Source organism: Microbacterium testaceum (assembly GCF_003075375.1).
GTDB lineage: Bacteria > Actinomycetota > Actinomycetes > Actinomycetales > Microbacteriaceae > Microbacterium > Microbacterium testaceum_E.
Genome location: NZ_QDFT01000056.1, coordinates 1 through 12,438 on the forward strand (window position 1 = coordinate 1; position 12,438 = coordinate 12,438).

11 protein-coding genes are annotated in these 12,438 nt (G+C 72.1%); 4 read left to right on the forward strand and 7 right to left on the reverse strand.

What is annotated here, in order from left to right; translation table 11 throughout:
• Window positions 1–292: 292 nt before the first annotated feature.
• The 3 genes from DC432_RS14550 to DC432_RS14560 are packed head-to-tail and all read right to left on the reverse strand — an operon-like array spanning window position 293 to window position 3,596.
• Window positions 293–1,618, reverse strand: coding sequence for a glycosyltransferase family 2 protein (locus DC432_RS14550; RefSeq protein WP_243393148.1), 1,326 nt, complete (start codon window positions 1,616–1,618; stop codon window positions 293–295).
• Window positions 1,615–2,607: a hypothetical protein gene (locus DC432_RS14555; RefSeq protein ID WP_116538487.1), complete on the reverse strand. Its 993-nt coding sequence runs from the start codon at window positions 2,605–2,607 to the stop codon at window positions 1,615–1,617. Before DC432_RS14555 ends, DC432_RS14550 begins: the two co-directional genes overlap by 4 nt.
• Entirely contained in the window at window positions 2,604–3,596 is a 993-nt protein-coding gene (locus DC432_RS14560; protein WP_116538493.1) for a WcbI family polysaccharide biosynthesis putative acetyltransferase, read from the reverse strand. The genes DC432_RS14555 and DC432_RS14560 overlap by 4 nt, the downstream gene beginning before the upstream one ends.
• Window positions 3,597–3,698: 102 nt before the next feature.
• Here DC432_RS14560 and DC432_RS14565 point away from each other — a divergent pair, with 102 nt between their 5' ends.
• Genes DC432_RS14565 through DC432_RS14580 form a run of 4 tightly spaced genes read left to right on the forward strand, consistent with a single transcriptional unit; the run spans window position 3,699 to window position 7,697 of the window.
• Window positions 3,699–4,751 carry a glycosyltransferase gene (locus tag DC432_RS14565; protein ID WP_116538488.1) on the forward strand — a complete coding sequence of 351 codons (1,053 nt, stop codon included), beginning with the start codon at window positions 3,699–3,701 and terminating at the stop codon, window positions 4,749–4,751.
• On the forward strand, window positions 4,748–5,884 hold the full coding sequence (locus tag DC432_RS14570; RefSeq protein ID WP_116538489.1) for a glycosyltransferase: 1,137 nt from the start codon (window positions 4,748–4,750) through the stop codon (window positions 5,882–5,884). The genes DC432_RS14565 and DC432_RS14570 overlap by 4 nt, the downstream gene beginning before the upstream one ends.
• Entirely contained in the window at window positions 5,881–6,885 is a 1,005-nt protein-coding gene (locus tag DC432_RS14575; protein WP_243393149.1) for a hypothetical protein, read from the forward strand. The genes DC432_RS14570 and DC432_RS14575 overlap by 4 nt, the downstream gene beginning before the upstream one ends.
• On the forward strand, window positions 6,882–7,697 hold the full coding sequence (locus DC432_RS14580) for a glycosyltransferase family 2 protein (RefSeq protein ID WP_116538491.1): 816 nt from the start codon (window positions 6,882–6,884) through the stop codon (window positions 7,695–7,697). The genes DC432_RS14575 and DC432_RS14580 overlap by 4 nt, the downstream gene beginning before the upstream one ends.
• Window positions 7,698–7,719: 22 nt before the next feature.
• Here the strand turns inward: DC432_RS14580 and DC432_RS14585 are convergent, their stop codons facing one another.
• From DC432_RS14585 to DC432_RS14600, 4 genes are all read right to left on the reverse strand, one after another.
• Window positions 7,720–9,402 (reverse strand): glycoside hydrolase family 13 protein, encoded by a 1,683-nt coding sequence (locus tag DC432_RS14585; protein ID WP_116538492.1) that lies wholly within the window; start codon window positions 9,400–9,402, stop codon window positions 7,720–7,722.
• 27 nt (window positions 9,403–9,429) lie between these two features.
• Window positions 9,430–10,356 (reverse strand): carbohydrate ABC transporter permease, encoded by a 927-nt coding sequence (locus DC432_RS14590; protein ID WP_243393150.1) that lies wholly within the window; start codon window positions 10,354–10,356, stop codon window positions 9,430–9,432.
• A complete protein-coding gene (locus tag DC432_RS14595) occupies window positions 10,353–11,267 on the reverse strand; it encodes a carbohydrate ABC transporter permease (protein WP_108317821.1) in 915 nt (304 codons plus the stop codon). Before DC432_RS14595 ends, DC432_RS14590 begins: the two co-directional genes overlap by 4 nt.
• Window positions 11,264–12,438, reverse strand: a 1,175-nt coding sequence (locus tag DC432_RS14600) for an ABC transporter substrate-binding protein (RefSeq protein ID WP_116538495.1), incomplete at its 5' end; no start/stop codon positions are given. The genes DC432_RS14600 and DC432_RS14595, both read right to left, overlap by 4 nt.

Here is a 12,438-nt window from a genome sequence, read left to right on the forward strand (position 1 = left end):
ACCACCCATGGAGCAGTKCACAAAACAGCCACCGACACACAACCCCACACCACACCCCAGAAGGAGCACCACATGTGAGAGAAGAAGCCGAATGGCAGGACCCCAACACTAGACCAGAAAGCCGAAACTCTCAACATACAGATCGGGGGCGGTTCACCACTTGAGAGGACGCGGGGCCTTCCGGCCGCTCCGCTCTCCCCTGTGGGGCGAACAAGTAATAACTTACGCCCGAACCACCCACCCGTCGAATCCACACCACACCCCGGGCGTGTCGCACTCCCCGACGACGCCGTCACACGAAGCGGTCGGCCCCGCCCCACCCTCCGAGCCACGCCTCGACGTGGGGGTGCGCGCGCATCACGTGCAGGCCGGCGACCGCCACTTCTGCGGACGCGTGCCCCGCCGACGTCCCCCACCGCTTCTGCCGGCGCGCGGCCCGGCGGGATCGCGCGACGCCGACGAGCGATCCTCCCGACGACATCAGGCGCAGCTCGCCGATGTCGCCCTCCGCCAGCACGGACAGCGCCGCCCGCAACGCGTCGGGCTCCAGCACCACGGCGGGCGCTTCCAGGCGCAGGACGATACGCGCGTCGACGTCATCGGCGCGGGCGCGGATACGCGGATCCCCGTCGAGCGCTGCCGCCGGGGGGATGGCATCCATCGTCACCGCGGAGCGGGGGTACGCCGCGAGGAAGGAATCGGCGCAGACGAACGCTGCCGCGGGCGAGGGCGTCCCGGGCACCACGACGAGCAGGTCAGCGTCACGCGAGAGCACCCCCCGCGCGCCGGAACCCTCGACCGGGATCCGCCGCGAGAGCAGGAGGCTCTGGCGGTTGCCCTCGTCCGCGCGATCGACGCCGTCGCGATCGGCCCAGTCGGGACCGTCGTGCCACGCCGCCGCGTCGCGGACGTGGGCGAGGACGGCGCCCGACTGCCAGGCCCGGTGCGCCCACTCCCAGTCCTCGCCCCCGTACGACGAGAAGGTCTCGTCGAAACCGCCCACCTCGTCGAAGAACGCCCGCGAGCAGGCGAGGACCGCGCTGATGACGTAGCGGTAGGACCGATCGTCGGCACGCAGCAGATCGCCGCTGCGCGCGTAGGCCTCTCGCAGCCACGCGGGCTCGGTCAGCTCGTGCCGCGGGCCGATCGCCTCGATCGGTTCGTCGGCCGCGAGCCCGGACAGATCGGCGTGACGCCGGCGCCCCACCGTCACGGCCTCGGGCAGCAGAGCGGGCAGCCGGGAGAGGTGGCGGATGTAGGCGGGTTCGGGAGTGGTGTCGGCATCCAGGAAGCAGAGGACGTCGCCGGTGGCGGCGGATGCACCCAGGTTGCGGGCGGCGGCCGCGCGGAAACCGAGGTCGTCCTGGCGCACGAGACGCACTCCCTCGGGAACCACGGGAACCCGGGGAGAACCGTCGTCGGCGACGATGATCTCGAGCAGTTCGCGGGGGTGGTCCTGTCGGGCGAGCGCGGCGAGCGTGCGCGCCAGCTCATCGGGCTGCGAGTAGTGCGTGACGATGACGCTGACCCGCGGGGGACGCGGCCGTCGGTGGGCGACGAGGTCCCAGCGATTGCCCGGGACCCACGGCATCCGGTCGTTCCATCCTTCGGGGATCACGCGGACACCCCGCTCCACCAGTGCAAGTACGCGCGTGCGCCGTCGGTACGGCCGAACGGCACGGGGTCGGCCCCGTGCCACGTCGTCGACGCGTCGGCGCGGGCGGCGGCGACTGCGCGGGCGAGCTCGCCGGCCTCGACGACCGCCAGGGTTCCGGGTCGGAGCTGCGCCATCTCGTCGACGTAGCGATTGCGCACGGCCACGGGTCGCCGGCCCCACCCGACCCACGACGCCAGGGATCCCGAGGCCGAGACATGGCGGTGCGCGATCACGGGCACGGCGACGCGGGCCACGCGAGCCGCCATGTCGACGTCGTCGAGCCACCCCGTCACCTCGACGGCGACCCCCTGCGCCTCCGCACGGCGGACGAAGGCCTCGAGATCCGCGGCGTGCCCGTCGGAGGCGCGTCCGAGCACCGTCAGCCGCGCGACACCGGCGGTGACCGCCGCGGCCAGCGCCTCGTCGTGCCCCTTGCCCGGGTAGAAGTAGCCCAGGACGCCGACGGCGTCGTCATCTCCCTCGTGGTTGCGCACGGCGCGCGGGGAATCGACGGGCAGGGGGACGACGCCGACCGCGCCGCTCCAGACGCCCTCTTCGCGCAGCAGCTCGCGCTCGTGCGCGCTGTTGACGACCACTCCCCGCGAGGCCTCGATGACGGCGCGGTAGAACGCCGCCCGCCGGGGCCGGTTGCGCGGGCCGTCGGACTCCTGCGGGACGTCGTGCAGGGTGACGGTGAGCGGATGCCGCGCCGCGAGCGCCGTCACATGACGCGTCGCCTCTTCGGGCGAAGCGCCCCACAATCGGTCGGTCACGTGCGCGTGCACCGGGGTGCCGGGTGCGAGCGCGGCGACGGCGTCCGGGGTGGCGACCCGCGCGCGGCCGTCCAGGCGCACCACCTCGGCCGCCGTGTCGCGGGCGTAGACAGCGACCCCGTGCGTGCCGGGGTGGACGAGGAGGACGGGCGGGGCGGCATCCGGGATCGTGGTCATCGGGCGGTGCTCCAGGTGCGGATGAGCGGGGTCATCCGGTCGACGACCGCGGCGAGAAGGGCGGGGCGCTCGGCGTAGTACGCCAGGTGCGCCTCGCGGACGACGTCGGCGGGGACGGTCTCGCCACCGACCGTCCAGTCCGGGCGGGGTGCGGTGTCGAGCCGCCACGCGTCGACGACCCAGTCCTCGAGCGGCGCACGGACGGATGCGAGGATCGGGCGGCCCGGATCGACCACGCGTCCCGGGGCCCCGAGCGCCGCGACGATCCGCGCCCCCAGCGGGAGGAAGAGCGCGTTGCCCGGGTGGTTGACCGTGCGCGCGAGGTCCGCGACCACCGGCTCGAGAAGATCGGATGCCGAGACGTCGAGACCGAGTCCCTCACGACGTCGCAGCTCGGCACGCGACGCCTCGGCGATCGCGCGCACCGCGGCGGGCGGAAGGGACGCGGGCACGGCGAGGCCGGCGGCGCGCGCGACCGTTCGGACGTCGTGGTACGCCACCAGCGGCGGATCCTCGGGGAAGTCGGCCAGGCGCAGCACCGCCTGGAACGGGTGCAGTCCGGCGAAGCGCACGGCGGGCACCGTCACGGTGCGGGCCGCGGCGGGGAGCGATCGGCGCAGCTGCGCGGTGCCCAACGGCATCCCGCGGTAATCGTCCCGGATGGGCTGCGCGACGAGGAAGGCCGCCCCGGCGAGGAGGCGGTGCAGGCGCTCCGCGTCGGCGCTCGTGAGTTCGTGCACCGCGGGCACGCGTACGGCGGGGAGCGCGTCGGACGAGATGACGAGGCGGAGGGATTCGGCCTGGCAGTTGCCCACGACCACCCCGTACCCGGCGGGAGGTGGGACGTCGCCGAAGAAGACGGCGTAATGGGCTCGGCGCGCTATCACCGCGTCGTCGTGGTCCGCAAGGCTTCCGTCCCGCGTGTGCTCGCCACCCATGATGAGAACGTATCCGTCGGTGTCGTCGTCGTCCCAACCGCCCCGTTGCATTGCGATGTGCCTGGCGATGCGGTACGCGCACCGCCATGCCCGCACGCACGAGGAGGAGAGAAGATCGTCGTCACCACCGTTCCCCCGGTCCGCGTCGCGGCCGTGCCGTCGGCGCACCCGTACGTCGCCGCCGTCACGGACCCGGAGCACGTCCACCTGCTCGCCGACCCGCCGCCCCCGGGCGCTCCGGCCGGACAATGGTGGCCTCCGCAGGTGCTGCTGCCCGCATGGCTCCGCGCGAACGTCGACGATTTCGACCTGGTCCACGTGCATTTCGGCATCGAGTCGTACCGTCCGTCCGAGCTGGAGGAGACGGTCGCGACCCTGCGCGCTCTCGGTCGCCCCCTGGTCTACACGGTGCATGACCTCGAGAACCCGCAGCTGGTCGACCAGAACGACCACCACGCCTCGGTCGCGGTTCTGGCTCAAGGCGCCGCGGCCCTCATCGCGCTGACCGACACGGCCGCAGCGGACGTGCGCGTGCGCACCGGACGCACGCCCGTCGTCATCGCCCATCCGACCCTGCTCGGCGACGCCGAGCGCCCCGTCGGCACCGCGCACGAGGCCGTCCGCATCGGCGTCCACCTGCGGGATCTGCGCCCCAACATCGACGGCGTCGGGACGACCGCCACCCTCGTCCGGGCCATCGCCGACCTGCGGTCGCAGGGCGCCCGCGTCGAGGGCGTCGTGCGGCTGAACGAGAGGGTGCGGGATGCCGAGGCTGCGGCATCCATCGATCTGCTCGCCCGCGACGCCGACGGCGTCCGCGTCGAACGCGGCCCGCGGCTGGACGACGACGAGCTCGCCACGTGGCTCGCCGACCTCGACGCCTGTCTGCTGCCGTACCGCCACGGCACGCAGTCGGGTTGGGCGGAACTGTGCCATGACCTGGCCGTTCCCGTCATCGGGACGCGCGTGGGACACATGGCGTCCCAGCACCCCGGCGACTTCCACACCTTCGGCGTCGGCGATCCGATCTCGCTCGCGCGAGCCATCGTGCATGCCACCGACCCCGCGTGGTCGAGTCCGGGAACGCCGCGGCGCGCGGCCGAGGTCGCCCGGCGACGCGAGGAGCGCACGGCCGAGCGCGACGCCGTGCGCGCCGCCCACCTCGAGGTGTACCGCTCGGTGCTCGTGGCGGAGGACGCGGCATGATCCGGGGACAGCGTCCGTTGCGCGTCCTCGTCGTCGCCCCCAGCCGATATCCGCTGCGCCAGCCCCACGCGGGTGGGCTCGAGGCCTGCGTCTGGGATCGCGTGCGCTGGTTGCGCGATCGGGGTCACGAGGTGACCCTGTGCGCGGCGGAGGGCTCCGACTTCCTGGGCGACACCCCGGAGTTCCGCCTTCCGGTTCCGGAGTGGACGCGTCCGGAGGACTCGTCCGACACCGACTACCCCGTGGGATACGGAGACGCCGTCGATGCGGCCTACGACGCGGCGCGCGATCGACTGCTCGCCGACCGGCACCTCTACGACGTGGTCGACAACCACAGCCTCAACCCCGCCCCCATCCGCTGGAGCCGCGAAGCCGGCATCCCGGTGGTGACGACCCTGCACACCCCGCCCCTCGAGCCCCTGCTCGAGGCTGCGGCGGAGGTGCGCGACAGCCCGCACCGCTTCGTCGCGGTCAGCCAGGCGACGGCCCGGGCGTGGTCGATCGAAGGGGTGGACGCGTTCGTCTTCCCCAACGGCATCGACACCGACCAGTGGGTGCGCGGCGACGGCGGAAGCTCGTGGGTGTGGTCGGGCCGTGTCGTGCCCGAAAAGGCCCCTCACCTGGCGATCGAGGCGGCACGCCACGCGGGCGCCCACATCACCCTGGCCGGCCGCATCGGCGATGCCGACTACTTCGAGCAGGAGATCGTGCCGCGCCTGGGCGCGCACGCCCGCTACGTGGGTCCGCTGTGCCAGCCCGACCTGTGCCGACTGGTCGGCTCGTCGGCCGTCGCGCTCGTGACCCCCATGTGGGAGGAGCCGTTCGGCCTGGTCATCGCCGAGGCCCTCGCGACGGGGACTCCCGTCGCGGCCTTCGACATCGGGGGCGTGTCCGAGGTGCTGGCCGGCATGCCCGGCTCGGCCACCGTCACCCCCGGCGACGTGGTCGCCCTCGCCCAGGCCGCGTCGCGCCTCGCGGCGGAGGGTGCGCGCGAGCCCCTGACGCGCGTGTGGACGCGGCGGGCCGCCGTCCGCCAGCACTCCCTCGCCCAGCGCTACCGCGAGGTCGAGCGCGTGCTCGCCCACACCGCGCAGCCCGCGATCGCCCGGCGGGTGCCGGCGGTGTCGTGGTGATCGGCTGGTACGTCCACCACCACGGCTACGGCCACGTCGCGCGGTTCCTCGCGGTGCACCCGCACCTGCGCGCACCCGTCGTGGCCTTCTCGTCGATGCCCCGCCCGGCGGGGCTCGCCCCCGACGTGGAATGGGTGGAGCTGCCCCTGGATGCCGATCCGTTCGACGGTCCCGACGGCTCGGTCGTGGACCCCCGCGACGCGGACCCGACGGCGCGCGGCGCGCTGCACTGGGCCCCGCACGCGCACCCGGGTCACCGCGCGCGCCTGGCATCGATCGCCACGGCCGCGGTGGAGCGGGAGCTGCAGGCGTTCGTCGTGGACGTCAGCGCCGAGGTCGTCGCGTTCGTCCGGCTGCTCGGCCTGCGCACCATCGCCGTCACGCAGCCGGGGACGCGCACCGACGCCCCGCACGCCCTCGCCTACGACCTGGCCGACCGCATCGTCGCGCCCTGGCCGCACGGGGCCGTGCCCACCGACGGCCTCGCGGCCCACGGAGATCGAGTGGTCTGGACCGGCGGGATCTCGCGTTTCGACGGGCGCGACGCCGCGGGCGAGGCCGAAACGAGGTCGGTGCTGCTGCTCGGGCGCGTGCTCGAACCCGCGATCCGGCTGGAGGCGACGCGACGGCTGCAGGACCGAGGCTGGACGGTGACGGCGATCGGCCACGACGCGTCCTCGCGGGTCGACGACCCCTGGCCGCTGCTCACGCGCAGCACGGTCGTCGTCAGCGCGGCGGGGCAGAACAGCGTCGCCGATCTCGCCGTCGCCGGCGCCCGCGCCGTGGTCATCGCGCAGGAACGCCCCTTCGCGGAGCAGGAGCACACCGCGGACGCTCTCGAACGCTGGCGGCTGGCGCATCGGGCCGACGCCTCGGTCTCGGCCGCCGCGCTGGTCGACCTCGTCGAGCGGGCCGCCGGCGACGAACCGGACTGGAAGCGCTGGCAGGTCGCGGGCGCCGCGCACCGCATGGCCTCCGCCGTCGAGGCGGTGCTGCCGTGACCACGGCCGTCATCACGGTCGCCTCGCGCTCCCGACGCGAACACCTCGAGCGTCAACGGCGCGTACTCGCCGAGGTCGCGGACGACATCGTGCGCGTAGAGGCCTGGCTCGACCAGACGCCCCCGGAGCGCATTCCGGATGCCGAGACCCGCACGATCCACGTTCCCCCGGGTCCGCACGGGCTCCGGGTCGGCGAGGGACGCAACCGCGCCGCCGCCGCCGCGATCGACGCCGGCGCCGATCTGCTGATCTTCCTCGACGTCGACTGCCTGCCCGGACCGGGGCTGCTGCCCGCCTACCGGGCCGCCGCCGCGGCTCACCCCGAGACACTGCTGGCGGGAGCGGTGACCTACCTGGCGAGCGTCCAGCGTCCCGAACGGGCCGCTGACCTGCCCTTCCTGGTGCGTCCCCACCGCGCGCGCCCGGCCCTCGAGCCGGGGACGACGCGGGCGGCGACCCCGTCCGAGTTCGACCTGTTCTGGTCACTGTCGTTCGCGGTGACGCCCGCGACCTGGGCCCGCATCGGCGGCTTCCATCCTGGATACGAGGGCTACGGCGCCGAAGACACCGACCTGGCCTGGACCGCGCGCGCCGGGGGCGTCGAGCTGCGCTGGGTGGGCGGAGCGGACGCGTTCCACCAGTGGCATCCGGTGTCCTCACCGCCGTGGCAGCACCTCGACGACATCCTGCGCAACGGCGCGACCTTCCATCGCCGGTGGGGCTCATGGCCCATGGGCGGGTGGCTGGACGCCTTCGCGGCGGCCGGTGCGATCGAGCAGCGCGGCGACGGGTGGGCGCGGACCGGCGCGTGACTTCGCGCCGGTCCGCGTGGCGTCAGGACCGGCGGAGCCAGACCGTCGTCTCGCCGGGAAGGGCACCACCGTCGAGCTCGCGGCTCGAGACGAGGATCTCGCCGTCGGGCAGCGGCGCCGCACTCTCACCGAAGTTGGTGACGACGACCCAGCCGCCGGGCCGCTCGAACGCCACCACGCCCTCGCTCCCGGCGTCGACCCACGAGAGCTCCTCGTCCGCCTGCAGCTCGTGCCGCAGTCCGAGCGCCCGGCGGTACAGCGCCAGCGTCGACGCGGGGTCCTGGTCCTGCAGATCGACGGCGTAGCGGGCGAACCACTCCGGCTGCGGAAGGTGCGCGCCGCCCGCGCCGAAACCGAACGCGGCGTCGGACGCGGCCCAGGGCAGGGGGACACGGCATCCGTCCCGTCCCATATCCACCCCCGGGCTGCGGAAGAACGTCGGATCCTGGCGCTCGGCGTCGGGGATGTCGGCGACCTCGTGCAGGCCGAGCTCCTCGCCCTGGTACAGGTACGCCGAGCCCGGCAGACCCAGCACGAAGAGCGCGGCGGCCCGCGCGCGGCGTTCGCCGCGCTCCGCGTCGAGCGCGGGGGTACGGCCGCCCGAGAGCAACCACTCGTTTCCGTGCTTGAGGGTGGGCCGGCCGTCCGCGCCGCGCTCGGCATCCGGCAGCCCGTAGCGGGTGGCGTGACGCACGACATCGTGGTTGGACAGCACCCACGTCGTCGACGAGCCCGACTCCGCGGCGAGGGCGAGGTTGTCGGCGACGATCCGACGGAACTGCCCGGCGTCGAAGTCGGCCTCGAGCAGGTCGAAGTTGAACGACTGGCCGAGGCTCTCGGCGCTGGCGTACAGCGGCACGCGCGAGGGGTGCACCCACGCCTCGGCGACGGCCGTGCGGGGCGGGTCGTACTCGTTGAACACCGCGCGCCACTCGGCGTAGACCTCGTGCACGTCGTCGCGGTCGAGCAGCGGGTGGGTGCCGTCGATGGGCATCGCCTCGAGCTCGGCCCGCGAGGGCAACGGCTCGGTGAGGTCTTTGGTGAGCATGTGCGCCACGTCGATGCGGAACCCGTCGACGCCGCGGTCGCTCCAGAAACGCAGGGTCTTCACGAAGTCCGCGCGCACCTCGGGGTTCGCCCAGTTCAGATCGGGCTGCGAGACGTCGAAGTTGTGGAAGTACCACTGCCCGTCCGCCACGCGCTCCCAGCCCGCTCCACCGAAGACCGACACCCAGTCCGTGGGCGGTTCGGCGCCGTCGGGACCGGTGCCCTCGCGGAAGATGTACCGCTCGCGCGCAGCCGACCCGCGCCCCGCCTCGAGCGCTTCCTGGAACCAGGCGTGCTTGTCCGAGGTGTGGTTGGGCACGATGTCGACGACGACGCGGATGCCGTGCGCGTGCAGCTGCGCGATGAGCTCGTCCATGTCGGCCAGCGTCCCCAGCCGGGGGTCGACGTCGCGGTAGTCGGCGACGTCGTAGCCGCCGTCGGCGAGGTCGGACGGGTAGAAGGGGCTGAGCCAGACGGCATCCACCCCCAGTTCCGCGAGATAAGGAACCCGCGAGGTGATGCCGGGGATGTCGCCCAGGCCGTCGCCGTTCGTGTCGGCGAAGCTGCGCGGGTAGACCTGGTAGACCACGGCCTGACGCCACCAGTCGGGGGCGTCGGAGAGGACGCGGGCGTGCGGGGAGGGTGCGACGGTGGTCACGGTTGTCCTTTCGAGGGGGGTGATCGGTCAGCCCTTGACGGCGCCCTGCGTGACGCCCGCCATCACCCAGCGCTGGGTGAAAAGGTAGGCGACGATCGCGGGGGCCATGGCCATGAGGTACGAGGCGAAGGCGACGTTGTAGTTGTTGCTGAACTGCGTCTGGAACAGGTTCTGGCGCACGGGCAACGTCTGCAGGGCGGGGTCGCTGATGATGAGCGAGGGCATCATGAAGTCGTTCCAGGCGTAGAGGAAGGCGAAGATGCCCACGGTGGCGCTCATGGGGGCGAGCAGCGGGAAGATCAGTCGCCAGAACGTCTGCCAGGTGGTCGCCCCGTCGATGCGCGCGCTCTCTTCGAGCTCGAGCGGGATGGAGCGCAGGAACGCCGTGAACAGCAGCACGCTGAAGCTCAGCTGGAACATCGTGGCGAGGATGATCACGCCGGCGGGGTTGTCGAGCCCGACACGACCCGTGAGCTGGATCTGCGGCAGCGCGACGACGGGGAACGGGATGAACATCGCCGCGAGCAGGTAGAAGAACGAGTAGCGGAACAGCTTGCGGTCCCAGTTGCGGGCGATCGCGTAGGAGGCGAAGGCCGCCAGGATGATCGTCGCGACCACCGTCCCCGCGGTCACGAGCAACGAGATCGCCAGGCCGACGGGGAACTTCGTCAGCGTCCAGGCCTGGACGAAGCCGTCGAAGCTGATCGGCGAGGGCAACGAGAAGGCATTGCCGTCGACGACCTGCGTCCCGCTCTTCAACGCCATCGAGACGGTGACGTACAGCGGCAGCAGCACGGTGAGCGCGCAGAGCACGAGGATGGTCGTCGTCGACCAGTTGATGCGCTCGGCACCCACGCGCCGGATGCGGCGGCGCGGGGCCGGGGTGCCCTGGCGATCGGGGACGGAGAGCTCGGCCTGCTCGAAGGCGAGGGCGGGCTGGTTCAGAGCGGTCATGACAGGGTGTTCCTTCCCCGGGTCAGCGAGAGCTGCAGGAGCGAGATGACGACGGCGACGACGAAGAACAGGGCGGCGTTGGCCATCTGGTACGCGTAGTCGCCGCCGTTGAAGCCCAGGATGATGGACATCGCGACGCTGCGGGTGGCGGTGCCGGGACCGCCGCCGGTGAGGCCGACGATGATGTCGTAGGCGTTGAGGAAGCCCTTGAAGCCCAGGATGACGTTGATGACGACATACCCGGCGACCAGGGGCAGCGTGATGCGCAGAAGCTGCTGGGTCTTGCTGGCGCCGTCCAGGCCGGCGGCCTCGTAGACGTCACCGGGGACGGAGAGCAGACCCGCGATGTAGATCAGCAGCGTCCCGGGGATCGCCTGCCACGCGGTGACGATGACGATCGCGACCCACGCGAGGTCGGGATTGGCCAGAAGGCTGGTCTCGAGCCACGGGATGCCGAGGGCCGCTCCCGCCTCGGGCACGGAGTTGCTGAAGAGGAAGTTGAAGACGTAGGCGATGATGATGCCCGAGATGACCATCGGGATGACGAACACCGTCCGCAGCGCCTTCTTGAACCGGATCTGCGCGGTCAGGCCCACGGCCAGCAGGAACGCCGCGACATTGACGACGAGGACGGTGGCGATCGAGAAACCGAAGGTGAACAGGTACGCCTGCAGGATCGCCGGGTCGCTGAAGATCGCGATGTAGTTCGTCAGCCCCGTGAAGTTCCACTCGCCCAGCCCGATCGAGTCGGTGAAGCTGAAGAAGATGCCGATCAGACCGGGAACCGTGATCGCCAGGGTGAACAGCGCCAGGGTCGGCAGCAGGAACAGGTAGTAGATCGGTTCGACGCGTCGGGTGCTGCGTCGGGCGGAGGCCTTGCCTCCGGTGACGATGGTGGTCGTGGTGCTCATCGCGCGGCCTCCTCGCCAGCGGCATCGTTCGTCGAGGCCGGGGGCTGGCGGAACGCCAGGCGCGACCAGTCCTCGTCCATGGTGCGCAGGGTGGACTCGGGCGAAGCGCCGAAGATCATCGCCTGGGCGTAGTTGAAGGTGGGGATGGTCTTGGGCACCAGCACCGAGGCGCCCTGGTAGATGCGCCCCTCGTCGTAGTAGGGGACCATTCCGGCCACGCGCGGATCGCTCGGCGAGGGGGCGTCCGTCGTCGGGGCGAAGCCGAGCTGCGACTCGTTGTAGGCCTCGATGACCTCGGGCTGATAGAGGTACTCGAGGAAGTCGCGCGCGGCATCCTGGTGCCGGGAGGCCTCGGGGATGATCGCGGCGAGGTCCATGTTGACCCGGACCTTCAGATCGGCCGGGTCGTCGGTCATCGGCAGCGGGAAGGTTCCGACGGGCAGGTCGGGCGACGTCTTCGCGATCTCGCCGAGCGCCCACGGCCCCTGCAGGTACATGGCCGCCTCGCCCTGGGCGAACGCGAGGTTGCCGTCGCCGTACGCGCGGCTCTCGGCATCCGCGTTGGTGTAGTTCTTCGCCAGATCGAGCATGCGCTGCATCGGCTCGGTGAAGTCCTTGGCGAACGAGACACGCGAATCGGGGCCCACCCGGTCGCCCTCGGCGGCGAGGGAGTCGAAGAAGTCGAGGACGTCGAGGGAGCCGCCGACGGAGTAGTCGTACCAGCCCTGCGCGACGGTCCAGTCGTCTTTGAACGTCCCGTAGAACGGGGTGATGCCGTTCTGCGTCAGGGTGTCGGCGACCTGGACGAGCTCGTCGTAGGTGGTGGGCACCTGCAGTCCGAGGCGGTCGAAGATCTCGGTGTTGTAGATGACCGAGGCGGCCATCACCGAGTACGGCAGCGCGCTCGTGCGTCCCTCGCAGGATCCGTACTGGTCCATGAGCGGTTGCAGGTCTGCGCGGACGCTCGCCGCCGCGGCGGTGCCGCCGAGATCGCTGAGCGCGCACCGCTGCACGAAGCGGGCGACCTCGTAGTTGTAGTTGGCGAGCATGATGTCGGGCGGGTTGCCGCGCACGAAGCTCGCCGACACGACGTCGACGCCCGAGCTGTCCATCTCGACGCGCACCTTGTCCTGCGAGGCGTTGTAGCGGGCGACGACGTCGTTCATGAACG

What these genes read in the sequence shown, in the direction of transcription:
- DC432_RS14590 (WP_243393150.1), bottom strand. Translation starts at nt 10,356, where the DNA reads ATGACCGCTCTGAACCAGCCCGCCCTCGCCTTCGAGCAGGCCGAGCTC.
- DC432_RS14560 (WP_116538493.1), bottom strand. Translation starts at nt 3,596, where the DNA reads ATGCAACGGGGCGGTTGGGACGACGACGACACCGACGGATACGTTCTC.
- DC432_RS14595 (WP_108317821.1), bottom strand. Translation starts at nt 11,267, where the DNA reads ATGAGCACCACGACCACCATCGTCACCGGAGGCAAGGCCTCCGCCCGA.
- DC432_RS14570 (WP_116538489.1), top strand. Translation starts at nt 4,748, where the DNA reads ATGATCCGGGGACAGCGTCCGTTGCGCGTCCTCGTCGTCGCCCCCAGC.
- DC432_RS14555 (WP_116538487.1), bottom strand. Translation starts at nt 2,607, where the DNA reads ATGACCACGATCCCGGATGCCGCCCCGCCCGTCCTCCTCGTCCACCCC.